Origin of the sequence: Streptomyces sp. NPDC051452 (assembly GCF_044454765.1) — a bacterium.
In the GTDB taxonomy this organism is placed as follows: Bacteria; Actinomycetota; Actinomycetes; order Streptomycetales; family Streptomycetaceae; genus Streptomyces.
The window spans coordinates 1-24,464 of the sequence record NZ_JBITEB010000022.1 but is presented as its reverse complement, the minus strand read 5'-3'; the positions used below and the strand labels follow the sequence as shown (position 1 = coordinate 24,464).

The window sequence follows — 24,464 nt, the reverse complement described above, 5'->3', positions numbered from 1 at the left end:
CACATGAAGAATTTCGTAGTCAAGACGATCGTCAACGCGGGCGCCCTCGCGGTCGCCGTGTGGCTGCTCGACAAAATCACCCTGACCGGTGACAACACGGCCAAGAAGGCCGGCACGCTGATCGTCGTGGCACTGATCTTCGGCTTGGTGAACTGGCTGGTCAAGCCGATCGTGAAAGTGCTCACCTTCCCGCTGTTCATTCTGACCCTGGGGCTCATCACCCTGATCGTGAACGCGCTGATGCTGCTGTTGACGTCGTGGGTGTGCGACAAGCTCGACCTGAGTTTCCACGTGCAGGGATTCTGGACCGCCGTCCTGGGCGGCCTGATCATCTCGGTGGTCTCCTGGGCGCTGCACGTCGTCCTGCCCGACGAGGACTGAGCCCGCCATGACGTACCGCGTCTGCTTCGTGTGCACGGGCAACATCTGCCGGTCCCCGATGGCCGCATCCGTTTTCCGCGCGCGCGTGGCGGAGGCCGGGCTGGAGGGCCTGGTCGAGGTCGACAGCGCCGGGACCGGAGGCTGGCATGAGGGCGAGGCGGCGGACTCGCGCGCCGCCTCGGTGCTCGCCGAACACGGCTACGGCACCGAGCACGTCGCCCGCCGTTTCGAGCCGTCCTGGTTCGACCGGCTCGACCTCGTGATCGCACTCGACACCGGCCACCTCAAGGCCCTGCGCCGCCTCGCACCCACCGAGTCCCACGCGAGCAAGATCCGCCTGCTGCGCTCCTACGACCCGGCCGCCCACGACGACCTCGACGTACCGGACCCGTACTACGGGGCCCGGGACGGCTTCGAGGAGTGTCTTGAGATGGTGGAAACGGCGAGCACGGGTCTGCTCGCCGCCATACGTGAGCAACTGGAGGGACGGGCCGCATGAGCGACGCCACCGAGTACGAGGGCCGCGTCGGCGACGGCACGCGCGCGGTACGGGCCGGACTGCCCGAGCCGGTCAAACACGAGCCGACCCTCCCGGGACCGGTGTTCGCGGCCCACTTCCATCTGCCCGGCGAGGTGACGGGGCCGTACACCTACGGCCGGGACGACAATCCCACCTGGACACTGCTCGAACGCGCTGTGGGCGAGCTGGAGGCGCCCGGGCGGGAGGACGTCGAGACGCTGGTGTTCGCCTCCGGCATGGCCGCGATCTCCGCGGTGCTCTTCTCCCAGGTACGGGCCGGCGACGTGGTCGTGCTGCCCTCCGACGGCTACCAGGTACTCCCTCTGGTCCGGGCCCAGCTGGAGGCCTACGGCGTCGAGGTACGGACCGCGCCCACCGGCGGCGACGCCCAGCTGGAGGTCCTCGCGGGCGCCCGGCTGCTGTGGCTCGAGTCCCCGTCCAATCCCGGCCTGGACGTGTGCGACATCCGTCGGCTGGTGGAGGCGGCGCACGCGGGCGGCACGCTGGTGGCCGTCGACAACACCCTCGCCACACCGCTCGGCCAGCGTCCGCTGGAGCTGGGCGCCGATTTCTCCGTGGCCAGCGGCACCAAGCAGCTCACCGGGCACGGGGACGTCCTCCTGGGCTACGTCGCCGGACGCGACGCTGAGGCCATGGCCGCCGTACGCCGCTGGCGCAAGGTCGTCGGGGCGATCTCCGGCCCCATGGAGGCCTGGCTCGCGCACCGGTCCATCGCCACGCTCCACCTGCGTGTCGACCGGCAGAGTGCCACCGCCCTACGGGTCGCCGAGGCGCTGCGCGAACGGCCCGAGGTGTCCGGCCTGCGTTACCCCGGCCTGCCCGACGACCCCTCTCACAAGATCGCCTCGCGGCAGATGAGCCGTTACGGCTGCGTCGTCTCCTTCACGCTGCCCTCGCGCGTGCACGCCGAGCGGTTCCTCGAAGCCCTGCGTCTGGTGGAGGACGCGACGAGCTTCGGCGGGGTGCGCTCCACCGCCGAGCGCCGTGGCCGCTGGGGCGGGGACGCGGTATCCGAGGGCTTCATCCGTCTGTCCGTCGGCGCCGAGGACCCCGAGGACCTGGTGGCCGACCTGCTGCGCGCCTTGGACGCGTCGGCGGGATGAGCCGGGATGTATCCGCCGGCTGATGGCGCACGACGGTCCGAGCCTTCCCCTCGTGGTTCGGCCAAAGGTTGTTGATCGACATGACGTCCAGGTGCTGTCGCATGCTGGCGTGGTGCGATGTTTCACGTGGAACCAGCCGGGCCACATTTCTCCCATGACCGTCCGACCCGTGGTCAAGCGCACCGCCCGCGCCGTTCTGCTGGACGGTGACGACCTGATCCTGATCAAGCGCACCAAGCCCGGTGTCGATCCCTACTGGGTCACCCCCGGTGGCGGGGTCGAGCCCGAGGACCCGACCGTCGTGGACGCCCTGCACCGGGAGGTGTACGAGGAGCTCGGCGCCAAGATCACCGATGTGGTGCCGTGCTTCGTGGACACGGTGGAGCACATCGGCCAGGACGGGGGCGCCACCGGTGTGAAGGTGCAGCACTTCTTCGTATGCCGGCTGGGATCCATGGACCCCGCCCTGCGACACGGCCCCGAAGTGGAAGAGCCGGCCGGCGAGTATGAGATCGTCCGCATCCCGTTCACCCGCGTCGGCATCGCCTCTGTCCACCTGGTGCCGATGTCGCTGCGTCACTATCTGGACGGCAACATCGAAGGCGTGCGGGCCATGCACGCTCCCGACCTTGGATAGCGCTCGGAAACCGACGGCCGATCTCGGCCATCGTGCGGCGGACGAGGAACCCGTCGGCTGACCCACCACGGCTTCGGCGACGGCAGCCGGCACGAGCGAGGGCGATCGTTCGCCATGGCATGCGGCTGATCGCCTGCCGATGTTTCACGTGAAACACGTACCGCCGTCCATGGGCTGTGCGGAGGACTACGGCATGGCCAAAAGCACGTACGTATCCCTCGAAACGGGTGGACGCCGGGGGTGCCCGTCGGACAGCCTGACCTGCGTGCCGACACCTTCCCTCGCCGCTCTGCCCATTCGCCGACTGACGCTTCGCGATCTCCGCGCGTGCGCCGACTTGTCCGAGGACCGGGGGTGGGAACGCGAAGAGCACAAGTGGGGGTTCCTGCTCACGGCCGGGAAGGGTTACGGCATCGACGACCCCCGGGGCGGCCTCGTCGCCGCCTGCGTGGTCACCGAGTACGGCTCGTGGGAGCGGCCGGAACTCGGCGCCGTCGGCATGGTCCTGGTGGCCGAACGTCATGCCCGTCAGGGAGTCGGACGGCGACTGATGCGGCACGTGGTCTCCGTCATGGGCACAACCCCGCTGACGCTGCACGCCACCCCCTACGGCCGGCCTCTGTACGAGGAGCTGGGCTTCAAGGTGACGGGCCGGGCGGAGATGCTGACCGGCACCTTCACGCCCGACACAACGGAGTACGGGGTGCCGACGCGGGCGGCGACCGCAGAGGACCTTCCCGCGATCCTGCGGCTCGACGAAGAGGTCTTCGGCGCCGACCGCACCCCGCTCATCACCCGGCTGCCCGCCTTTGCCGACCAGCTGCGGGTGGCCGAGGAGGACGGCCGGATCATCGGCTACACAGCCGCATGGCCCAATATGGACACCCATGTCATCGGCCCGCTGATCGCCCGGGACACCAGTACCGCCAAGGCTCTGGTCGTCGCGCTGGCCGCCGGCACGGACCGTCCGCTGCGGACCGACATCGACGTACGCCACGAGGAACTGCTGGCGTGGGCGAAGGCGCGGGGACTGGCCTCCGTGGCCTTCAACTCCGTGATGAGCTACGGCATCACGGAACTGCCGGGCGACTGGACGCGCCGGTTCGCGCCGCTGACGGTGGCCGCGGGCTGAACCGTCGTACGACGCACGCCGGCCCAACCGCTCGAAGCGGTGGGGCCGGCTCTGTCGTCCCTGGTAGCCGTGTGGTCAGGCGAGCGTCTGCACAGCCGCGTTGGCGAAGCCGTGGTCCTGCTCCGGCGCACCGCCGCCGACACCGATGGCGCCGATCAGCCGGCCGTCACGGTGGAGGGGTACACCTCCCGCGATGAACAGCAGAGGCCGGTCGAGAGCCGTGGGCAGCGTGTGGAAGAGACCACCCGGCTGCACCGCGTCGACCAGGTCGGCGGTGGGCGCGTTCAGCTGGAGCGCCGTGTAGGCCTTGCGGGTGCTGGTCTCACCGGAGATCAGCACGGCCCGGTCGTCCCGGCGGAAGGCGAGCAGATGACCGCCGGCGTCCAGGACGGTGACGCTGACGGTGACTCCGGCGTCCTCGGCCGCACGGCGGGCCGCGTCGACCAGGAGCTCGGCGTCTTCAATGGTGAGCGGAGCGACGACGGTGGTGCTCATGGAGCTTCTCCTTGGTGGTACCGGGGTGAGTGCTTGCCGCACCGGAGCGCACCCCGGTGCGGGCGTCTGTCGGGGTTGGGTCCGGCTCAGTGGTGGACGGGCGTCCGCTGCCCGGTGGGCGTACCGGAGGCGGTCGCCCGTCCGGAAGTGCCCTGACGGCGCTCCAGGGCGGCGGAGAGGACGGCGAGGACCAGAGCGGCAGCGGCGAGGGCGGCACCGACCCAGTTGGGGGCGGTGTAACCGAAGCCGGCCGCGATCACGATGCCGCCGAGCCAGGCGGACAGGGCGTTGCCCAGGTTGAAGGCGCCGATGTTCACGGCCGAGGCAAGCGTCGGGGCGCCGTGTGCCTGGTCGAGGACGCGCTTCTGCAGGGGCGGGACGGTGGCGAAGCCCAGGGCGCCGATCAGGGTGATGGTCACCGCGGCCGCGATTTTGTTGTGGGCGGTGACCGTGAAGAGCGCCAGGACGACCGCCAGGGCGCCCAGGGAGATGTACAGCATCGGCATCAGGGCGCGGTCGGCGAACTTCCCGCCGATCAGGTTGCCACCGACCATGCCGAGGCCGAACAGGACCAGCAGACCGGTGACCGAGCCGTGGGCGAAGCCCGCGATGTGGGTCATCATCGGCGCGATGTAGGTGATGGCCGCGAAGACACCGCCGAATCCGAGGACGGTCATCGCCATGGCGAGCAGGACCTGTGCGTTCTTGAAGGCGGCCAGTTCGTGCCGCAGGTGCACACCCTCCGGCCGCGGCATGTCGGGCACCAGCTTGGCGATACCGGCGAGACCGACGAGGCCGAGGGCGGCGACGACGCCGAAGGTGACGCGCCAGCCGACGTGCTGCCCGATGAGGGTGCCCAGGGGGACACCGACGACGTTGGCGACGGTCAGGCCCGTGAACATCATGGCGATGGCCCCGGCCTTCTTGTGGGGGGCCACCAGTTCGGCGGCGACGACCGAGCCGATACCGAAGAACGCTCCATGGGCGAGTGAGGCGACCACGCGTCCGATCAACATGACCGCGAAGGACGGAGCCACCGCGGAGAGCAGGTTTCCGGCGATGAAGAGGCCCATCAGCAGCATCAGCATCCGCTTGCGCGAGATCTTGGTGCCCAGGACGGTCATCAGCGGAGCCCCGATCACCACGCCGAGGGCGTAGCCGGTCACCAGCAGGCCTGCCGTGGGGATGGAGACCCCGAAATCGCCCGCGACGTCGGGCAACAAGCCCATGATCACGAACTCGGTCGTGCCGATTCCGAAGGCCCCGATCGCGAGGGCCAGAAGCGCGAGAGGCATGAGGGGGGGTACACCTTCCCAAACGATTGCAGGAGCGCTTTGCGTGCGTTCACAATAATTGCAGACGCGGGCTACTTGCAACCGCCGACTATTGCGAGAGTGCTCTACCCTTGTTTCAGCCGCTCCGGGATGGAGGAGAACGCCATGACAGCGACGGATCCCGCGCTCACCGCCCTTGCACAGGGGTGGTGCGCCCTCTCTGCGCTGCACGGAAAGATCGAGGCGCACATCGAACGCGCTCTGCAGACCGGCCACGATCTGAGCGTGCGCGAGTACTCGCTGCTCGACGTCCTCAGCCGACAGCACGACGGCGAGGGCGGACATCTGCAGATGAAGCAGGTCGCCGACGCGGTCGTACTGAGCCAGAGCGCCACCACGCGCCTGGTGACCCGCCTGGAGGACCGCGGCCTGCTGGAGCGCTATCTGTGCCCCACCGACCGGCGCGGCATCTACACCAACGTCACCGAGGCGGGCCTGCGACTGCTCGAGGAAGCGCGACCCACCAATGACGCCGCCCTGCGCGAGGCGTTGGACGAGGCGTCCGCCCATCCCGAGCTGGCGCCCTTGGTCCGGGTCGTGGAGTCGTTGCACGTACCCGCGTAGGGTGCGGGCACATGGGAGATCTTGAAATACGCCAGGCGACCGCCGAGGACCTGCCGGAAATCGTCGGGATGCTCGCCGACGATCCGCTGGGGGCCCAGCGCGAGTCACCGCACGATCTGACTCCCTATCGGACCGCGTTGCGGCGGCTCTCCGCCGATGAGAACCAGCATCTCGTCGTCGCCGTGCGCGAAGGCCGTGTGATCGGAACCCTCCAGCTCACGATCATCCCGGGCCTTTCCCACCAGGGAGCGACCCGCGCCCTCATCGAGGCCGTACGCGTCCATGGAGACGAGCGGGGCAGCGGCCTCGGCAGCCGGCTCATCCAATGGGCCATCGACACCGCCCGCCGTCTCGACTGCCGGATGGTGCAGCTGACCTCCGACAAGTCACGTACCGACGCTCACCGTTTCTACGAGCGGCTGGGCTTCACGGCCTCACACGAGGGGTTCAAGCTGAAGCTGTGACGACATATCAGGGCGAACACGACGTGCGGTGCGTTTCACGTGAAACACACCGCGTTGGCGCTTCTGTTAGCGGATCCCCCGCCAGCCCTGAGGGTCTACTCCGCCCGGCACGACATCCTCGTCGTCGTACGGCTGCCGGGTGAACACGAACGAGCCCAGGTCGAGATGGCTCACGGACCCGTCCGGACGGCGTACGGGCCGTAGCAGCTCGCCGGCGTAGTAGCCCTCCAGTCCCGTCCAGGTGCCGTCGCCGTTGACGCGGAAGCGGGCCCGGCGTCCGCCGCCGGTCAGCGGGCCCAGGGCGATCAGGCCGTCGGCACTCACCCGCAGGCCGAAGGTTTGAGTCCCCCAGTACCACTGCCCCGCCAGCTCGAGCACCGCCGGGTCGACCTCGCGCAGCGGCTGCCAGGGCTGCGGGATCCGAGGTTCGGCCTCGGCGACGATCCGCACCAGATCGGCGCCCACCGCGCCCAGCAGCGGGCCACTGGTGCAGTTGGCGAGCACGACCGCGGCCACGTCGTCTTCCACGCTGATGGTGAGGTTCGCCAGAAAGCCGGGCAGCGAACCGGAGTGACCGACGAGCAGCCTGCCGTCCCGGCGCTGGATCTGCATCCCCAGGCCGTAGGCGGTCCCGTCCATCACATCCGCGGCCTCGGCGGGTGCCGCCGGGGTGCGCATCTCCCGTAGGGACTCCGCACCGAGGACCCGGTCGTCCCCGCGGACCAGGAAGGCGGCGAACCGCGCCAAGTCGCCCGTGGTCGACCACAGCTGTCCGGCCGCGGCCATCCGTCCCAGGTCCTCCAGTGGCTCGGGAAGCATGGCGTCGGCCCAGGGATGGACGGCCCAGCCGCCCGCGTACGGGGCCTGGGGCTGCGCACTCGTACGGTGCAGGCCGAGCGGTTCGAGGATCCCCTCGCGCAGTGCCTCCTCCCAGGGAACACCGCGCACCTCCTCCACCAGCGCACCGAGGACGGTATAGCCGGGGTTGGAGTAGTGGTGCCGTCGACCGACAGGATGCCGAAGGGGCTCATCACCGAGCACGTCGCTCAACTCGGGCCGCAGGCTGCCGGGGGTCCGCTCCCACCAGGGAGCGGGTGACTCGGCCGCCAAGCCGGCGGTGTGGGCGAGCAGTTCGGCGACCGTCGCCTCCCCCACCCCGGTACCCGGCAGATGCTTCTCCAGCGGATCACCGAGATCGATCAGACCCTCGTCACGCAGCCGCATCACCAGTACGGCGGTGAAGGTCTTGGTGATGGACCCGATCCGGTACTGCACGTCCTCGTCCGAACCGTGTCCCTCGACCGAGGTACGCGCCCCGTGCCACACAGCCTGTCCGTCCCGGGCGACGGCCGCGACCAGCGACGGTGCCCGTCCCTCGGCCTGAGCCACGGCGATCCGGTGCAGCAAGGCACGTCGAGTACCGGGAAGCAGCGATTCCTGAGATGTCATGAGCCCAGTCCACCGGTTGCCGCGGCGGGCGTCGAATCCGTTTCTCCGCGAGTGCTCAGGTCTGGGCCATGTCCACGAAGCGGGAGTAGTGGCCCTGGAAGGCGACCGTGATCGTGGCCGTCGGGCCGTTTCGGTGCTTGGCCACGATCAGGTCGGCCTCGCCCGCGCGCGGGGACTCCTTCTCGTAGGCGTCCTCACGGTGCAGCAGGATGACCATGTCGGCGTCCTGCTCGATGGAACCGGACTCTCGCAGGTCGGAGACCATCGGCTTCTTGTCGGTGCGCTGCTCGGGACCACGGTTGAGCTGGGAGAGCGCGATGACCGGAACCTCCAGCTCCTTCGCCAGCAGCTTGAGGTTACGGGACATGTCCGAGACCTCCTGCTGACGGCTCTCGGCGCGCTTGGAGCCGCCGGACTGCATCAGCTGCAGGTAGTCGATGACGACCAGCCGCAGATCGTTGCGCTGCTTGAGGCGACGGCACTTGGCGCGGATCTCCATCATCGACAGGTTCGGGGAGTCGTCGATGTAGAGCGGGGCGGCCGACACGTCCGGCATACGGCGGGCGAGCCGGGTCCAGTCCTCGTCGGTCATGGTGCCGGACCGCATGTGATGCAGGGCGACTCTGGCCTCTGCGGACAGCAGACGCATCGCGATCTCGTTGCGACCCATTTCGAGCGAGAAGATGACGCTCGGCAGGTTGTTCTTGATCGAAGCCGCTCGCGCGAAGTCCAGGGCCAGCGTCGACTTACCCATGGCGGGCCGGGCCGCGATGACGATCATCTGGCCCGGATGCAGGCCGTTGGTCAGCGAGTCGAAGTCGGTGAAGCCCGTGGGCACACCCGTCATCTCACCGCTGCGGGAACCGATCGCCTCGATCTCGTCGAGGGCGCCCTCCATGATGTCGCCGAGCGGCAGATAGTCCTCGCTGGTGCGCTGCTCGGTGACGGCGTAGATCTCGGCCTGGGCGCGGTTGACGATCTCGTCGACGTCGTCGTCGGCCGCGTATCCCATCTGCGTGATGCGGGTGCCGGCCTCGACCAGGCGCCGCAGGACCGCCCGCTCGTGGACGATCTCCGCGTAGTACTCGGCGTTCGCCGCCGTCGGCACCGTCTGCACGAGGGTGTGGAGGTAGGACGCGCCGCCGACCTTGGTGATCTCACCGCGCTTGGTGAGCTCGGCGGCGATGGTGATGGGGTCGGCCGGCTCGCCCTTGGCGTAGATGTCCAGGATCGCCTGGTAGATCGTCTCGTGCGCGGGCTTGTAGAAGTCGTGTCCCTTGAGGACCTCGACGACGTCGGCGATGGCGTCCTTGGACAGCAGCATGCCGCCCAACACCGACTGCTCCGCGTCCAGGTCCTGCGGCGGGACCCGCTCGAAGGAGGCACCCCCGCCCTCCCAGCCGCCGTTCTCCCGGCCCCGGTCGTGCTGTTCGTCACGACCCCGGCCACCGTCGCTCCTCCGACGGGAGGCCGGCAGACGATCACTGGGCCCGCTGTCGGCCCACGGATCGTCCAAGGGCTCGGAAATGCTCACCGAGCCACCTCCTCCCGTCCGCACAGCGGACCTCGCCGTGTCCTTATTTGTACGGCACGACACTGACAAATCGAGAGGCCCAACTCCGGTTCACACGCGTCGGATTTGTGACGGTTCCGAGGCCGCGGAAGAGGCACTTTCCGGGCCCGGGAAAGGAGTGGGCGCCGGACCACGGTAGGCCTGTCGGCACCGTCAGCCAATCTGGTTATCCACAGGCCATGTGGACGACGGCTCCGATGCTGTGGAGAACTCGCCGAAACCTGTGCACGAGCCGGTGGACAGCCCTGTGAACAAGCCCTCGCTCTTCTCGGCCACCCCGCTCTGACCTGCGCCTTTACCGTCCACCGGCTGTGCAGAAGAAAAAGTTTCCCGGTCGGGCCAAGATCCCTTCGAACGCCACGCGAAAGGACACGGCCCAGGATGCGATGTAATAGGCATCAGCTTGTTGCATCTCTTACCTGTGGACGATTAGATTAGCGCTCATGTCCCAGGCTCCCGCTCCACCGAAGGCCACCCCCCGGCGACACGACCGCGAGATCGTGGCGCTCGCCCTGCCGGCCTTCGGCGCCCTGATCGCCGAGCCTCTCTTCGTCATGGCGGACAGTGCGATCGTCGGCCACCTCGGGACCGCTCAACTCGCCGGCCTCGGTGTCGCCTCGGCTCTCCTCACCACCGCCGTGAGCGTCTTCGTCTTCCTCGCCTACGCCACGACAGCCGCCGTCGCCCGCAGGGTAGGCGCCGGTGATCTCCAGGCGGCCATCCGGCAGGGCATGGACGGCATCTGGCTGGCCCTGCTGATCGGCGGCGCCGTCATCGCCGTCGTCCTTCCGCTGGCTCCTGACATCGTGAACCTCTTCGGTGCCTCCACGACCGCGGCCCCCTATGCGACGACCTACTTGCGTATCTCCTCGCTGGGCATTCCGGCCATGCTCGTCGTCCTGGCCTCGACGGGCGTGCTGCGCGGTCTGCAGGACACCCGGACCCCGCTCTACGTCGCCATCGCCGGGTTCATCGCCAACGGCGCCCTCAACGGAGGGCTGGTCTACGGCGCCGGGCTCGGCATCGCCGGCTCGGCCTGGGGCACTGTCATCGCCCAGTGCGCCATGGCAGCCGTCTATCTGACGGTGGTCGTGCGCGGCGCCCGTCGGCACGGCGCTTCCCTGCGGCCCGACGCCGCGGGTATCCGGGCCTCGGCGCAGGCAGGTGTACCCCTCCTGGTGCGCACCCTCTCGCTGCGGGCGATTCTCATGATCGCCACGGCGGTCGCGGCCCGTCTCGGTGACGCCGACATCGCCGCCCACCAGATCATCCTCTCCCTGTGGAGCCTGCTGGCCTTCGCTCTCGACGCGATCGCGATCGCGGGACAGGCGATCATCGGCCGGTATCTCGGCGCGGGCGATGCCCAGGGAGCGCGCGAGGCCTGCCGCCGCATGATCCAGTGGGGCATCGCGACCGGGATCGTGCTCGGTCTGCTCGTGGTGGCCAGCCGGCCGCTCTTCCTGCCGTTGTTCACCAGCGATTCGGCGGTGACGGACACGGCGTTGCCCGCGCTGCTGATGGTGGCGTTGTCCCAGCCCATCTGCGGGATCGTCTTCGTCCTGGACGGTGTGTTGATGGGGGCGGGCGACGGACCGTATCTCGCCTGGGCCATGGTCGTCACGCTCGCGGTGTTCACGCCGGTGGCACTGCTCGTCCCCACCTTCGGCGGCGGGCTCACCGCCCTCTGGGCAGCGATGATGCTGATGATGGCGGTCCGCATGCTGACCCTGCGGCTGCGCACCCGCTCGGGCCGCTGGATCGTGACGGGCGCGACCCGTTGACCGTTTCACGTGAAACATGCCGCCGAAGCCCTGCGGGCATCGGAAAGGGGCCGCACCCTTACGGGTGCGGCCCCTTCCGTGTACTCAGACGAGCACAGCGATCATGCGGCGATCAGGCCGCGACGACCTCGACGTTGACCTTGGCGGCAACCTCGGGGTGCAGACGCACGGACGTCTCGTGGGCGCCCAGGGTCTTGATCGGAGCGGTCAGCTCGATGCGGCGCTTGTCGACCTCGGGGCCACCGGAAGCCTTGATCGCCGAGGCGACGTCGGCCGGGGTGACGGAACCGAAGAGACGACCGGCGTCGCCGGAGCGAACGGCCAGGCGGACCTTGACGCCTTCGAGCTGGGCCTTCACAGCGTTGGCCTGCTCGATGGTCTGGATCTCGTGGATCTTGCGAGCACGACGGATCTGCTCGACGTCCTTCTCGCCACCCTTGGTCCAGCGGATAGCGAAGTTCCGCGGGATCAGGTAGTTGCGAGCGTAACCGTCCTTGACGTCGACGACGTCGCCCGCGGCACCGAGGCCGGAGACCTCGTGGGTGAGGATGATCTTCATGTTTCGGTCACCCTTCCCTTATCGCGCGGTGGACGTGTAGGGCAGCAGCGCCATCTCACGGCTGTTCTTGACGGCCGTGGCGACGTCACGCTGGTGCTGCGTGCAGTTGCCGGTCACGCGGCGGGCACGGATCTTGCCGCGGTCGGAAATGAACTTCCGCAGCATGTTCGTGTCCTTGTAGTCCACGTACGTGACCTTGTCCTTGCAGAAAGCGCAGACCTTCTTCTTAGGCTTGCGCACAGGCGGCTTCGCCATGGTGTTTCTCCTGTGTGATCAAGAAGTTGGGGTACGACCCACCCTCGGCCCGAGGGCCTAGAAGGGGGGCTCGTCCGAGTAGCCGCCACCGCTACCGCTGCCGGAGCCTCCGCCCCAGCCGCCGCCGCCCTGGTTGCCGCCGGCGGGAGCACCGCCGGTCGCCCACGGGTCGTCGGCCGGAGCGCCGCCGCCCTGCTGGCCGCCACCGGGGCTTCCGCCCCAGCTGCCGCCACCCTGGCCGCCGCCCTGACCACCGCCGCCGTAACCGCCCTGGCCACCGCGAGCGCCACCGGCGGTCTTGGTGACCTTCGCCGTGGCGTTTCGCAGACTGGGGCCGACCTCGTCGACGTCCAGTTCGTAGACCGTGCGCTTGACGCCCTCACGGTCCTCGTAGGACCGCTGCTTCAGCCGGCCCTGCACGATGACGCGCATGCCTCGCTGGAGCGACTCCGCGACGTTCTCCGCCGCCTGGCGCCAGACCGAGCAGGTGAGGAAGAGGCTCTCGCCGTCCTTCCACTCGTTCGTCTGGCGGTCGAAGGTGCGGGGGGTGGACGCGACACGGAACTTCGCGACCGCCGCACCGGACGGGGTGAAGCGCAGCTCGGGGTCATCGACAAGATTGCCGATGACCGTGATGACGGTCTCGCCTGCCATGGGGGAACCTCTCGGCGGGTTTGCTGGTCTGGCTGCTTGGTTGCTGCTACTCGGATCCCGAGATCAGCTGAGCGGGGAAGCTCAGTGGGTCTCGGGGCGGAGGACCTTGGTCCGGAGGACCGACTCGTTCAGGTTCATCTGGCGGTCGAGCTCCTTGACGACCGCAGGCTCGGCCTGCAGGTCGATGACCGAGTAGATGCCCTCGGGCTTCTTCTTGATCTCGTAGGCGAGACGACGACGGCCCCAGGTGTCGACCTTCTCAACCTTTCCGCCGCCGTCACGGACGACAGACAGGAAGTTCTCGATCAGCGGGGAGACCGAACGCTCCTCGAGATCGGGGTCGAGGATGACCATCACCTCGTAGTGACGCATGTGGAACCCACCTCCTTTGGACTCAGCGGCCACGGTCGTTCCGTGGCAGGAGGGTCGTGATGCGTACGCAACGGTATCGGCCGCCACTGACAACGAGGGGTCCCGAAGGGGATCCCGCAGCATGGCCGCGGTGTGAAACCGACAGGCCTGGGCAGACACCGGTGCAGACGGTACAGACTACCTGCACACCGCTTCCGGTTGAAATCCGGCCGGGAGGACCGTCACTCTGTACACGTCGGGTGTGTACGGCGCTACGTTGCGCCGCCTTCCGCAGGAGGTGCCCATGGCACAGGCATTGCAGCCCAATACAGCCGGTTCTCTCTTCGCCACGGACGGCAAGCCCCATCCGCTCCAGGACACCCTCATGGCGGTGACACTGTTCCTGGGCCTGCTGTCCTTCATCACGTCGTTCTTCCACGGCCTCCATCTGCTGACGTCCTGGGCCGGTCTGGTCGCTCTCCTCGTCGGCGTCTACGGACAGTGGATCTCGGTGACCACGCGGGAGCGCTTCGGCCTGATCCTGGGCCTCGGTGCCGCGGGGGTCGGATTCCTGATCGGCATGGCGCACGGCGGACTGTTCGGCGGGCTTCTCGGGAGCTGAGTCCCTGGTCCCAGTCGGGGCGCTCCCAAGGGCGCAGTAGGCTTCGGCGCGAGAGCCGGAGCCCCTGTACCCATGGGGACACACCAGCCCGAGGAGCGCCCCGACATGAGCCTGACCCTGAGGACCATCAGCCGAGAGCAACATCTGGCTTACATCCAGAGCCTGCCTTCGGCGAGCCACATGCAGGTCCCGGCCTGGGCCGACGTGAAGGCTGAGTGGCGTTCGGAGAACCTCGGCTGGTTCGACGACCGCACCGGTGAGATGGTCGGCGCCGGCCTGGTCCTCTACCGCCAGCTGCCCAAGATCAAGCGCTATCTCGCCTATCTCCCCGAGGGCCCGGTCATCAACTGGTTCGCGCCGAACCTGGACGACTGGATCCAGCCGATGTTGGCGCACCTGAAGCAGCAGGGCGCGTTCTCGGTGAAGATGGGCCCGCCCGTGATCATCCGGCGCTGGAACGCGGAGACCATCAAGAGGGGCATCCAGGACCAGGACGTGAAGCGCCTGCGCGACCTGGAGGCCGACTTCATCGAGCCGCGCGCGTTCGAGGTGTCCGACAAGCTGCGCCGTATGGGCTGGCAGCAGGGTGAGGACGGCGGTGCCGGCTTCGGTGACGTGCAGCCTCGCTACGTCTTCCAGGTGCCGCTCGCCAACCGCTCCCTGGAAGAGGTCCACAAGAACTTCAACCAGCTGTGGCGCCGCAACATCAAGAAGGCCGAGAAGGCCGGTGTCGAGGTCGTCCAGGGCGGCTACCAGGACCTCGCCGAGTGGCAGCGGCTGTATGAGATCACGGCTGTGCGGGACCACTTCCGGCCCCGTCCGCTGTCGTACTTCCAGCGCATGTGGACGGCCCTCAACACCGAGGACCCCAACCGCATGCGGCTGTACTTCGCCCGCCACAACGGTGTGAACCTCTCCGCGGCGACGATGCTGATCGTCGGTGGCCACGTCTGGTACTCCTACGGCGCCTCCGACAACATCGGCCGCGAGGTCAGGCCGTCGAACGCGATGCAGTGGCGGATGCTGTGCGACGCGTACGCCCTCGGCGCCACCGCGTACGACCTGCGTGGCATCTCCGACTCCCTGGACGAGACGGACCACCTGTTCGGCCTGATCCAGTTCAAGGTCGGCACGGGCGGACAGGCCGCGGAGTACCTCGGCGAGTGGGACTTCCCGCTGAACAAGCTGCTCCACAAGGCGCTCGACATCTATATGTCGCGCCGCTGAGCCGCGAGGCTTCGATCCCATAGCCTGCATAGGCCTCATCGCTTCACATCTCTGACACCGCAGCCACGAGAAAGGTCCCGGGTCCGGCCATGGCGCTCACGCTTTCCGTCGACACCGCGCGCTGGCGGGCGCACCACAAGCATGTGCAGGAGCAGTTCCCGGGTCTGGTCCCGGTCTGCAAGGGCAACGGCTACGGCTTCGGGCACGAGCGGCTGGCGGAGGAAGCCACGCGGCTCGGGTCCGACCTGCTCGCCGTCGGTACGACGTACGAGGCCGCGCGCATCAAGGACTTCTTCGGCGGCGACCTGCTGGTCCTGACGCCGTACCGGCGGGGCGAGGAGCCCGTGCCGCTGCCCGACCGGGTCGTCCGTTCGGTGTCGTCGATCGACGGGGTGTACGGGCTCGTCGGCGCCCGTGTCGTCATCGAGGTGATGTCCTCGATGAAGCGGCACGGCATCAGCGAGCAGGACCTGCCGCAGCTGCACCAGGCCATAGAGAACGTCCGCCTGGAGGGCTTCGCCATCCATCTGCCGCTGGACCGCACCGACGGCTCGGACGCCGTCGAGGAGGTCATCGGCTGGATGGACCGGCTGCGCGCGGCCCGGCTGCCGCTGCACACGATGTTCGTCAGCCACCTCAAGGCCGACGACCTCGCCCGGCTCCAGCAGCAGTTCCCGCAGACCCGGTTCCGTGCCCGCATCGGCACGCGGCTGTGGCTGGGCGACCACGACGCCACCGAGTACCGCGGTGCGGTCCTGGACGTCACGCATGTGACCAAGGGCGACCGCTTCGGCTACCGCCAGCAGAAGGCGGCCTCCGACGGCTACCTGGTGGTCGTGGCGGGCGGTACGTCGCACGGGGTGGGCCTGGAGGCTCCGAAGGCCCTGCACGGCGTCATGCCGCGCGCCAAGGGCGTCGCACGGGCCGGCCTCGCCACGGTCAACCGGAACCTTTCTCCGTTCGTCTGGGGCGGCAAGCAGCGCTGGTTCGCCGAGCCGCCGCACATGCAGGTGTCGATCCTCTTCGTCCCGTCGGACGCTCCGGAGCCGAAGGTCGGTGACGAGCTGATCGCCCATCTGCGGCACACCACCACCCAGTTCGACCGGATCGTGGACCGCTAGGCCCCGTCGGACGCGCTACCGCGAAGTGAAGAAGGCCGTACACGCAGCGTGCGTGTACGGCCTTCTTCACACCCTCCTCAGGGACTCCCGTCCCGGAGACTCTCGCCTGAGGGGCTGTTCGCTCAGAGCGAACGGTCCTCGTGGGTCAGTAGTTCGGGCCTGCCCCAGTCGACCGCAGGCCCCTCGAATGGGGCCGCGTGCCGCGCCGGATGGGCGGCAGCGCCGAGTACGAAGGCGTCCGCCGCACCGTCGAGGACCCCACCCGAGGGGTCGTCGTCGCCCGAGCGGCGGACCACGTCGCGCTCCGGCATGAGGATGTCCCGGACGACGACGGCGCACAGGTACAGCGTCCCCGCCAGGTGCAGCACGATCGCCCACTGGTAGCCGTGCGTCGGCAGGCCCTTGTGGGCGTCTCCGCTGGTCGTGTAGGCGAGGTACATCCAGATGCCCAGGAAGTACGCGATCTCGCCCGCCTGCCAGATCAGGAAGTCCCGCCACTTGGGCCGGGCCAGGACGGCGAGGGGCACCAGCCACAGGACGTACTGCGGGGAGTAGACCTTGTTGGTGAGGATGAACGCCGCCACGATCAGGAAGGCCAGCTGCGCGAAGCGCGGACGGCGCGGGGCGGTGAACGTCAGGGCCACGATACCGAGGAAGCAGAGCACCACCAGCACCGAGGCGGCGGTGTTCACGAAGGCGGTGGTGGGCGGGTTGCTGGAGTTCTGCGCCCAGATCAGCCAGAAGGAGCCGAAGTCGACGCCGCGCTCCTTGCTGAAGGTGTAGAACTTCGCCCAGCCCTCCCGGATGTGGAAGCCGGTCGGGTCATGCGTGAGCATCACCGGCAGGTTCACCACGACCCAGGCACCCGCCGCGCCGGCCGCGGCCTGGAAGAACTCCCGCCATTTGCCGGCCCGCCAGCACAGCGGGAGCAGCGGGCCCAGCAGCAGGACAGGGTAGAGCTTGGCCGCCGTGGCCAGCCCCAGCAGGATGCCGAAGGCGAGCGCCCGTCCCCGCGACCACATCAGCATCGCCGCGGCCGTGAGAGCGACTGCGAAGAGGTCCCAGTTGATGGTGGCGGTCAGCGCGAAGGCGGGTGCCAGAGCGACCAGCAGGCCGTCCCAGGGGCGCCGGCGATGGGTGCGAGCCACGCAGACGGCGATGACGGCCGCGCACACCATCAGCATCCCGGCGTTGACGAACCAGTACCACTGCTCCTGGCGCTGGATGCCTCCGCTGTGCGGGGTCAGCCAGGAGGCCACCTCCATGAACACTCCGGTCAGCACCGGGTATTCGAGGTAGTCCATGTCGCCCGGCAGCCTGTCGAAGTACGGCACGAGATGGTCGGCGAAGCCGCGCCCCTGGTAGAGGTGCGGGATGTCCGAGTAGCAGGCGTGCGTGTACTGGCTGCTCGCGCCGAAGAACCAGGCGCTGTCGTAGCAGGGGACCTTCTGGACCAGGCCGAGGGCGAACATTCCGATCGCGACGAGCGCGACGACCCGCACCGGAGTCCACCAGGAGGCCCGGGGCAGGGCAAACCGGCCGAGGGGGCCACCGATCAGCTCACTGCCGGCCGCGGCGACCTCGTCCTCCCGGGTAGGGCACACCGCTTCCACCGGGGCGGTCCGCGCCGGCTCGGCCTCGGACTCGGGCATGCTCGCGGGCGTCATCTCTGCACTGGGCATGGCCCACATCCTGCCGTACCCGCCCAGGGATACGCCGAGGGCCGCCGCACCTCGTCGGTGCGGCGGCCCATGTTTCACGTGAAACACCCGCGGCGGGCGATATGACCGCCAACCGGTCAGGTCCGGCAGTTACCCGTTCTGGCCTCCGAAGATGCCGCCCCCGTTGCCATTGCCCCGGGGATTGCCGTCACCCGGCGTGTCCGTGATGCTCGGCGTCGGAGTGGTGCCTCCGTCCGTGCCGCCCGTGTCGGTTCCGCCGTTGGCGTTGTTGTCGCACTTGTTGCCCCAGCCCCACGACTGACACGTATCGCTCGGCGTCGGAGTCGGCGAGGAAGTCGTCGGCGTAGGCGTCGGGGTCGGCGTGTCGCTGTGCGTCGGGGACGGGGTGATGGTGACGGACGGCTTCGGCGACGGGGCGCCGGCCTCGTCCTGGATCTTGCCGATCTGCGTGGCGTCCGGGAAGCCGGGGTCGTTGCTGCCCTTGAGCGCGTCCTGCATGTACGCCGTCCACACCAGGGTCGGGATGTCACCACCGTGGATGGAGTCGGTGTTCGCCGTGCCGTTCATGGACAGCAGCTTGTGGTCCTTGGGGTTCTCACGGAACATCGCCACCGAGGTCGACAGCTGCTGCGTGTAGCCCACGAACCATGCCGACTTGTTCTGGTCGGTGGTACCCGTCTTGCCGGCAGCGGTGCGGCCGAGGGCCTTGGCCTTGATGGCCGTGCCGTTCTGGATCACGTTCTGCAGGACGTCCGTGACGTTGTTGGCGATGTTGGGGTCCATCGCCTCCTTGGGCTGCGGCTTGGGCTTGGCGAAGCTGGGGGCATCCGCGCCGTTGAACTTGACGGCCGTCACGGAGTAGGGGTCCACCTGCTGCCCGGACGCGGCGAACGTGGCGTAGGCATCGGCCATGCGGATCGCGCTGGGGGTCGAGGTACCGATGGCGAAGGACGGATTGAGGTCCTGCGACATGCTCGACGGGAGAATGCCCGCTGCCTTGGCCATGTCGCGGACGTGCGTCATGCCCACATCGACGCCGAGCTGCACGAAGGGCGTGTTGATGGACTGCTCCATCGCCTTGCGCAGGGTGATGTAGCCCCACGCACGTGGGCTCTCGTTCTTCTGGTAGAAGGGCGAGTTGTCCTTGTTGAGGTAGAACGTGCCGTCCGGCTTGAAGACCTTCAGGTGATCGTTTCCGTTGTACTTGCTCAGCGGCGACACCCCCCCTTCCGACTTGTACGTGCCGTACTGCATGGCCGCGGCCAGCACGAACGGCTTCCACGTCGAGCCGACGGGCACGCCGGAGGTGTCGGCGTTGTTGGTGAAGTGGCCGTTCTCGTAACCGTCACCGCCGTACAGGGCGACGATCGCGCCGTCCTTCGGCTTCACGGAGGCCGCCCCGAACTGGACGTACTTGTCCAGATCGCGCCGCTTGGGATCGAGCCGGTCCTTCTGGACCTTCTTGACCGCCCTGGTCAGCGCGGCGACCTTGGCCTTGTCGAAGGTCGTGTAGATCTGGTAGCCGCCCTGGTCGAACCGCGCCTCGGTGATGTCGGAGTGCGCGAGGACGTACTTCTTCGCGGTGTCGGCGAGGTAGCTGATCTGACCGGTCATGCCCTTGGTCGCCTTGCGGCCCTGAGGCGTCGGGTACTTCGCGTGCGCCTTCTGGTAGTCGGCGTCGGACAGATGCCCGTCCTTGCGCATCTCGCCGAGGATCCATCCCCAGCGGGCCTCCGAGCGCTGCTCGTTGGCCGTGGCGGTGGCCGCGGGGTCGAGGTCGGCGTTACCGGCCGGGTCGTAGTAGGTCGGGCCCTTCAGCAGGGCCGCGAGGAAGGCGCACTGACTCGGCTTGAGGTCGAAGGCGTCGACGCCGTAGTAGGTCTGCGCGGCTGCCTGGATGCCGTAGGCCCCACGGCCGTAGTACGACGTGTTCAGGTAACCCTGCAGGATCTGGTCCTTCTTGAGCTTCGTCCCCACCTTGATGGAGATGAACATCTCCTTGAACTTACGGGTGACCGTCTGGTCCTGGCTCAGGTACGTGTTCTTCACGTACTGCTGGGTGATCGTCGAGCCGCCCTGCGTCTGGCCGCCCCGAGCCATGTTGGCCACGGCCCGTGCGATGCCCATGGGGTCGACGCCCGAGTCCTGGTAGAAGCTCTTGTTCTCGGCCGAGATCACGGCCCACCGCATGGCCGGCGGAATCTTGTCGATGGTGACGTTCTGCCGGTTGACACCGGTGCCCGTGGCCACCATCTGGCTCCCGTCGGCCCAGTAGTAGACGTTGTTCTGCGACCGGGCGGCGTCGTTCTCGTTGGGGATGGTGACCATCGCGTAGCTGATGCCGACCAGTGCCACCAGGCTTCCGACGAAGCCGACGAACATCCCGGAGACGAGCTTCCAGGAGGGCACCCAGCGGTGCCACCCGTACTTGCCGGCCCTCGGGTAGTCGATGAACCGCTTCTTGCCGGGCGCCGTGGTCGCGCGGCCCCTGCCGCGTCCGGGGCCGGTCGGGCCGCCCGGACCACCGGGGCCGCCTGGACCCCCCGGGCCGCCGGGGCCGCCACGGCGGCCGCCGCCGGAGCCGGCGTTGTCGGCCGTTCTGCGCCGGCCGCCCTTCTGCGCCGCCCGGCGGGCCTCGGCACGGCCGCTATAGGGGCGCTCTTCGGCTCCCGAGTCGTACGAGTCCGATTCGTAGGAGTCGGACTCGTAGGAGTCGGAAGGAGACCCGGTGGCGCCTCGCGGTGCCGCACGGCGGCCGGAGGTCGGGCCGGACTGGCCGCGTCGGGCCGCGGCACGTCCGCCTCCCTGCGGCTGCGGCGGTTTGCGACGGTGCTCGCTCATCGAACGATTACTCCTCGGGCAGGCGCACCCGTGCGCGCCTGGAACGGCGGCTGATTTCCGGTCCCCCCGAAGTACGGATGTGGTCGGTCCTGCATTCACCCGTACCGCACCGAGGACCACGACGCTCCCCGGGCATCACTTGGTTCCCGGTGGTGTGCATGCCGCACAGACTACGCACCGCCAAAACCTGCCGAGTCCCGAAGTTCACCCCAAAACAGGCAAGTTGCCTCCTACGAATCGGTGATGTGATCCCGTTCACCACTTCACCTCTTGTCGCTCGCGCAAGGCCGTTCTATCGTGCTGATGTATCGAGTCGATACATCAGCACGAGATAAAGACGCTGAGTGCACTGCGAGACCTGCGGGACAGACCTGCTGGACGAGAGGAGGCGACGATGAGCCGGCGCTCCGGCATCCTCGAGTTCGCCGTGCTCGGCCTGCTCCGCGAGTCCCCGATGCACGGCTACGAGCTGCGCAAGCGGCTCAACACGTCGCTGGGTGTGTTCCGTGCGTTCAGCTACGGGACCCTCTACCCCTGCCTCAAGACGCTGGTCACCAACGGCTGGTTGATCGAGGAACCCGGAAGCACCCACGAGGACGCCCTCGCCGCGCCCCTCACCGGCCGCCGCGCCAAGATCGTCTACCGGTTGACGGCGGAAGGTAAGGAGCACTTCGAGGAGCTGCTCTCGCAGGCCGGCCCCGACGCGTACGAGGACGAGCACTTCGCCGCTCGCTTCGCCTTCTTCGGCCAGACCTCGCGCGATGTGCGCATGCGCGTGCTGGAGGGCCGGCGCAGCCGCCTGGAGGAACGCCTGGAGAAGATGCGCGCCTCACTGGCACGCACCCGGGAGCGCCTCGACGACTACACACTCGAGCTCCAGCGCCACGGGATGGAATCCGTGGAGCGCGAAGTGCGCTGGCTGAACGAGCTCATCGAGAGCGAGCGGATCGGGCGGGACCTGAAAGGGTCCGTGTCCGGGGGGCCCGCTCAGCAGGACACCACCACTGGATCGACGGGCGACCTGCCCCGTGCCGGGGACACCCCTCGGACGGATTCGCCCGAAGACACCGCCACGTGAGACCCGGTCAGGGCCTCACTCGTACACACAGGGAGCAACCGGAATGGGTTCGGTTCGCGTAGCCATCGTCGGCGTGGGCAACTGCGCGGCGTCGCTGGTGCAGGGAGTCGAGTACTACAAGGACGCCGACCCGGCGTCCAAGGTCCCCGGCCTGATGCACGTGCAGTTCGGTGACTACCACGTGCGCGACGTCGAGTTCGTCGCCGCGTTCGACGTCGACGCCAAGAAGGTCGGCCTCGACCTCGCGGACGCGATCGGCGCCTCCGAGAACAACACCATCAAGATCTGCGACGTGCCCAGCACCGGTATCACCGTGCAGCGCGGCCACACCCTGGACGGTCTCGGCAAGTACTACCGCCAGACCATCGAGGAGTCCGACGCCGAGCCGGTGGACGTCGTGCAGATCCTGAAGGACAGGCAGGTCGACGTTCTGGTCTGCTACCTCCCCGTCGGCTCCGAGGACGCGGCGAAGTTCTACGCCCAGGCCGCCATCGACGCCAAGGTCGCCTTCGTCAACGCCCTCCCGGTCTTCATCGCCGGTACCAAGGAGTGGGCGGACAAGTTCACCGAGGCCGGTGTGCCGATCGTCGGTGACGACATCAAGTCCCAGGTCGGCGCCACCATCACGCACCGCGTCATGGCGAAGCTGTTCGAGGACCGCGGTGTCGTCCTCGACCGCACGATGCAGCTGAACGTCGGCGGCAACATGGACTTCAAGAACATGCTCGAGCGTGAGCGCCTGGAGTCCAAGAAGATCTCCAAGACGCAGGCCGTCACCTCCCAGATCCCCGACCGGGACCTCGGCGAGAAGAACGTCCACATCGGCCCGTCCGACTACGTGGCCTGGCTGGACGACCGCAAGTGGGCCTACGTCCGTCTCGAGGGCCGCGCCTTCGGTGACGTCCCGCTGAACCTGGAGTACAAGCTCGAGGTCTGGGACTCCCCGAACTCCGCGGGTGTCATCATCGACGCCCTGCGCGCCGCGAAGATCGCCAAGGACCGCGGCATCGGCGGCCCGATCCTCTCGGCGTCCTCGTACTTCATGAAGTCCCCGCCGGTGCAGTACTTCGACGACGAGGCCCGTGAGAACGTCGAGAAGTTCATCAGCGGCGAGGTCGAGCGCTAAAGCGCCCACGGTCTGCGCTCGCGCGACAACGCTCCTGCCAGGGCTGTGAAGGTCCCCGGGTTGGCCCCGGGGACCTTCCGCATGTGTGAGGGTGTGATCCATGCCCGTCGTCCGTGACCTGCGCGTCCTGCTGCGCCTGCGGAACTTCCGGCGGCTGCTGTACGTCCGCCTGCTGTCCCAGGGCGCCGACGGCGTCTACCAGGTCGCGCTCGCCGCCTACGTCGTTTTCTCCCCGGAGAAGCAGACCTCCGCCACCGCCGTCGCCTCCGCGATGGCGGTCCTGCTGCTCCCCTACTCACTGGTCGGCCCGTTCGCGGGTGTCCTGCTGGACCGCTGGCGTCGTCGGCAGGTCTTCGTATACGGCAATCTGCTGCGTGCCCTGCTGGCCACCGCCACCGCCGTCCTCGTGCTCGGTCACGTCCCGGGCCGACTCTTCTACGCCTCAGCGCTGTGCGTCACGGCGGTCAACCGCTTCGTCCTCGCCGGTCTGTCCGCCTCCCTGCCCCGTGTGGTCGACGTCGACCGCCTGGTGCTGGCCAACTCTCTGTCGCCGACGGCCGGAACGCTCGCCGCGACCGCGGGCGGAGGACTCGCCTTCGTCGTCCGGCTCGCGACGGCGGGCTCCGACGCCGCGGTGGTGCTGCTGGGCGCGTTTCTGTATCTGTGTGCGGCCCTCGCCTCCCTGAGCATGGCGCCGGCACTCCTCGGCCCCGACCGGTGCCCGGCCCGGCCGCACCTGGGTGCCGCGCTCGCCGGCACCGCCCGTGATCTGTTCGCGGCCGTACGGCATCTGGCCGCCTCCCGCCGCAGGGAAGCCGCCTGGGCGCTGGCCGCGATGACGTGGATGCGATTCTGCTACGGCGCGCTCCTGGTCCTGATGCTCATGCTGTGCCGCTACGCCCTCTCCGGCAGTGCCGAGGAGGGTCTCCGACTGCTGGGGCTGACACTCGCCTTGTCCGGCGCCGGGTTCTTCGCGGCCGCCGTGCTGACCCCCTGGGTGGTGGGACGCCTCGGCCCCGGCCGATGGATCGTGGCGTGCTCCACCCTGGCGGCGGTGCTGGTGCCCGCCCTCGGCCTGACGTTCACCACCGGGCCGCTCCTCGCGGCGACCTTCTTCCTCGGGCTGATCACCCAGGGGGCCAAGATCGCCACGGACACGATCGTCCAGGCGGGCGTCGATGACGGCTTCCGCGGCCGGATCTTCTCCGTGTACGACGTCCTCTTCAACATCGCGTTCGTCGGCGCGGCGGGAGTGGCGGCGCTGATACTTCCACCGGACGGCCGTTCGACCGCTCTGGTGGCACTGGTTGCCGTGATCTACGCCGCGGTCGCCACCGGGCTGTACCGCTTCGAGCGACAGCGGGACAGAAACAGAGAGGGGCGGTGTTTTTAGGGGAAAAAAGCCCCCCCGCGCGGGGCGCGGGGGGGGGCGGTTTGTAGGGGGAAAAAGCCCCGCCCCCCCCGGGGCCGTGCGGGGGGGGCCCCCACAACATG

24 protein-coding genes are annotated in these 24,464 nt (G+C 68.5%); 14 read left to right on the top strand and 10 right to left on the bottom strand.

The window, feature by feature from the left end:
- Window positions 1-3: 3 nt before the first annotated feature.
- The 5 genes from ACIBA9_RS34655 (at window position 4) to ACIBA9_RS34635 (ending at window position 3,794) form a co-directional block, all read left to right on the top strand.
- Window positions 4-381 (top strand): phage holin family protein, encoded by a 378-nt coding sequence (locus ACIBA9_RS34655; RefSeq protein WP_393900888.1) that lies wholly within the window; start codon window positions 4-6, stop codon window positions 379-381.
- Window positions 382-388: 7 nt separating this feature from the next.
- The gene (locus ACIBA9_RS34650; protein ID WP_399369299.1) at window positions 389-880 is read left to right on the top strand and encodes a low molecular weight protein-tyrosine-phosphatase; all 492 of its coding nucleotides are present in this window, start codon (window positions 389-391) and stop codon (window positions 878-880) included.
- Entirely contained in the window at window positions 877-2,025 is a 1,149-nt protein-coding gene (locus ACIBA9_RS34645; RefSeq protein WP_399369297.1) for a cystathionine gamma-lyase, read from the top strand. The genes ACIBA9_RS34650 and ACIBA9_RS34645 overlap by 4 nt, the downstream gene beginning before the upstream one ends.
- Window positions 2,026-2,179: 154 nt before the next feature.
- The gene (locus ACIBA9_RS34640; protein WP_362149803.1) at window positions 2,180-2,662 is read left to right on the top strand and encodes an NUDIX hydrolase; all 483 of its coding nucleotides are present in this window, start codon (window positions 2,180-2,182) and stop codon (window positions 2,660-2,662) included.
- Between the two features lie 265 nt (window positions 2,663-2,927).
- Window positions 2,928-3,794 (top strand): GNAT family N-acetyltransferase, encoded by an 867-nt coding sequence (locus ACIBA9_RS34635; protein ID WP_399369295.1) that lies wholly within the window; start codon window positions 2,928-2,930, stop codon window positions 3,792-3,794.
- Window positions 3,795-3,869: 75 nt separating this feature from the next.
- Here the strand turns inward: ACIBA9_RS34635 and ACIBA9_RS34630 are convergent, their stop codons facing one another.
- Together ACIBA9_RS34630 and ACIBA9_RS34625 are read right to left on the bottom strand one after the other, a co-directional pair.
- On the bottom strand, window positions 3,870-4,289 hold the full coding sequence (locus tag ACIBA9_RS34630; protein WP_399369293.1) for a heme-binding protein: 420 nt from the start codon (window positions 4,287-4,289) through the stop codon (window positions 3,870-3,872).
- Window positions 4,290-4,375: 86 nt separating this feature from the next.
- A complete protein-coding gene (locus ACIBA9_RS34625) occupies window positions 4,376-5,584 on the bottom strand; it encodes an MFS transporter (protein ID WP_399369291.1) in 1,209 nt (402 codons plus the stop codon).
- A 144-nt stretch (window positions 5,585-5,728) separates the two neighbouring features.
- On the opposite strand from ACIBA9_RS34625, the gene ACIBA9_RS34620 reads away from it, so the two are divergent.
- Window positions 5,729-6,187, top strand: coding sequence for a MarR family winged helix-turn-helix transcriptional regulator (locus ACIBA9_RS34620; RefSeq protein WP_399369289.1), 459 nt, complete (start codon window positions 5,729-5,731; stop codon window positions 6,185-6,187).
- Between the two features lie 11 nt (window positions 6,188-6,198).
- Window positions 6,199-6,651, top strand: a complete 453-nt coding sequence (locus tag ACIBA9_RS34615; RefSeq protein ID WP_399369287.1) for a GNAT family N-acetyltransferase — start codon at window positions 6,199-6,201, stop codon at window positions 6,649-6,651.
- A 66-nt stretch (window positions 6,652-6,717) separates the two neighbouring features.
- Here the strand turns inward: ACIBA9_RS34615 and ACIBA9_RS34610 are convergent, their stop codons facing one another.
- On the bottom strand, window positions 6,718-8,100 hold the full coding sequence (locus ACIBA9_RS34610) for a serine hydrolase domain-containing protein (protein WP_399369285.1): 1,383 nt from the start codon (window positions 8,098-8,100) through the stop codon (window positions 6,718-6,720).
- A 55-nt stretch (window positions 8,101-8,155) separates the two neighbouring features.
- Window positions 8,156-9,634: a replicative DNA helicase gene (gene dnaB / locus ACIBA9_RS34605; RefSeq protein ID WP_362149809.1), complete on the bottom strand. Its 1,479-nt coding sequence runs from the start codon at window positions 9,632-9,634 to the stop codon at window positions 8,156-8,158.
- Window positions 9,635-10,116: 482 nt separating this feature from the next.
- On the opposite strand from dnaB, the gene ACIBA9_RS34600 reads away from it, so the two are divergent.
- On the top strand, window positions 10,117-11,454 hold the full coding sequence (locus ACIBA9_RS34600) for an MATE family efflux transporter (protein ID WP_399369283.1): 1,338 nt from the start codon (window positions 10,117-10,119) through the stop codon (window positions 11,452-11,454).
- Between the two features lie 112 nt (window positions 11,455-11,566).
- Here the strand turns inward: ACIBA9_RS34600 and rplI are convergent, their stop codons facing one another.
- From rplI to rpsF, 4 genes are all read right to left on the bottom strand, one after another.
- Window positions 11,567-12,013: a 50S ribosomal protein L9 gene (rplI, locus tag ACIBA9_RS34595; protein WP_399369281.1), complete on the bottom strand. Its 447-nt coding sequence runs from the start codon at window positions 12,011-12,013 to the stop codon at window positions 11,567-11,569.
- Window positions 12,014-12,031: 18 nt separating this feature from the next.
- On the bottom strand, window positions 12,032-12,268 hold the full coding sequence (rpsR, locus tag ACIBA9_RS34590; RefSeq protein WP_003949403.1) for a 30S ribosomal protein S18: 237 nt from the start codon (window positions 12,266-12,268) through the stop codon (window positions 12,032-12,034).
- Between the two features lie 57 nt (window positions 12,269-12,325).
- Complete coding sequence (locus tag ACIBA9_RS34585) at window positions 12,326-12,922, bottom strand: single-stranded DNA-binding protein (protein ID WP_362149813.1); 597 nt, start codon at window positions 12,920-12,922, stop codon at window positions 12,326-12,328.
- A gap of 81 nt (window positions 12,923-13,003) precedes the next feature.
- Window positions 13,004-13,294 (bottom strand): 30S ribosomal protein S6, encoded by a 291-nt coding sequence (gene rpsF, locus ACIBA9_RS34580; RefSeq protein WP_009189556.1) that lies wholly within the window; start codon window positions 13,292-13,294, stop codon window positions 13,004-13,006.
- Window positions 13,295-13,577: 283 nt separating this feature from the next.
- On the opposite strand from rpsF, the gene ACIBA9_RS34575 reads away from it, so the two are divergent.
- The 3 genes from ACIBA9_RS34575 to ACIBA9_RS34565 all read left to right on the top strand — a co-directional run bounded on the left by ACIBA9_RS34575 (window position 13,578) and on the right by ACIBA9_RS34565 (window position 16,243).
- On the top strand, window positions 13,578-13,895 hold the full coding sequence (locus ACIBA9_RS34575; RefSeq protein WP_362149814.1) for a hypothetical protein: 318 nt from the start codon (window positions 13,578-13,580) through the stop codon (window positions 13,893-13,895).
- A 105-nt stretch (window positions 13,896-14,000) separates the two neighbouring features.
- Window positions 14,001-15,122 (top strand): peptidoglycan bridge formation glycyltransferase FemA/FemB family protein, encoded by a 1,122-nt coding sequence (locus tag ACIBA9_RS34570; RefSeq protein WP_362149815.1) that lies wholly within the window; start codon window positions 14,001-14,003, stop codon window positions 15,120-15,122.
- Between the two features lie 89 nt (window positions 15,123-15,211).
- Window positions 15,212-16,243 (top strand): alanine racemase, encoded by a 1,032-nt coding sequence (locus ACIBA9_RS34565; RefSeq protein WP_362149816.1) that lies wholly within the window; start codon window positions 15,212-15,214, stop codon window positions 16,241-16,243.
- 122 nt (window positions 16,244-16,365) lie between these two features.
- Here ACIBA9_RS34565 and ACIBA9_RS34560 read toward each other — a convergent pair whose 3' ends face one another.
- Entirely contained in the window at window positions 16,366-17,925 is a 1,560-nt protein-coding gene (locus ACIBA9_RS34560; RefSeq protein WP_399369279.1) for a glycosyltransferase family 87 protein, read from the bottom strand.
- Between the two features lie 129 nt (window positions 17,926-18,054).
- Window positions 18,055-20,766: a transglycosylase domain-containing protein gene (locus ACIBA9_RS34555; RefSeq protein WP_399369277.1), complete on the bottom strand. Its 2,712-nt coding sequence runs from the start codon at window positions 20,764-20,766 to the stop codon at window positions 18,055-18,057.
- 394 nt (window positions 20,767-21,160) lie between these two features.
- Between ACIBA9_RS34555 and ACIBA9_RS34550 the strand changes: the two genes are divergently transcribed.
- The 3 genes from ACIBA9_RS34550 to ACIBA9_RS34540 all read left to right on the top strand — a co-directional run bounded on the left by ACIBA9_RS34550 (window position 21,161) and on the right by ACIBA9_RS34540 (window position 24,363).
- On the top strand, window positions 21,161-21,844 hold the full coding sequence (locus ACIBA9_RS34550; RefSeq protein WP_399369275.1) for a helix-turn-helix transcriptional regulator: 684 nt from the start codon (window positions 21,161-21,163) through the stop codon (window positions 21,842-21,844).
- Window positions 21,845-21,887: 43 nt separating this feature from the next.
- A complete protein-coding gene (locus ACIBA9_RS34545) occupies window positions 21,888-22,970 on the top strand; it encodes an inositol-3-phosphate synthase (protein WP_399369273.1) in 1,083 nt (360 codons plus the stop codon).
- Between the two features lie 100 nt (window positions 22,971-23,070).
- Window positions 23,071-24,363: an MFS transporter gene (locus tag ACIBA9_RS34540; RefSeq protein ID WP_399369271.1), complete on the top strand. Its 1,293-nt coding sequence runs from the start codon at window positions 23,071-23,073 to the stop codon at window positions 24,361-24,363.
- Window positions 24,364-24,464 lie beyond the last annotated feature (101 nt).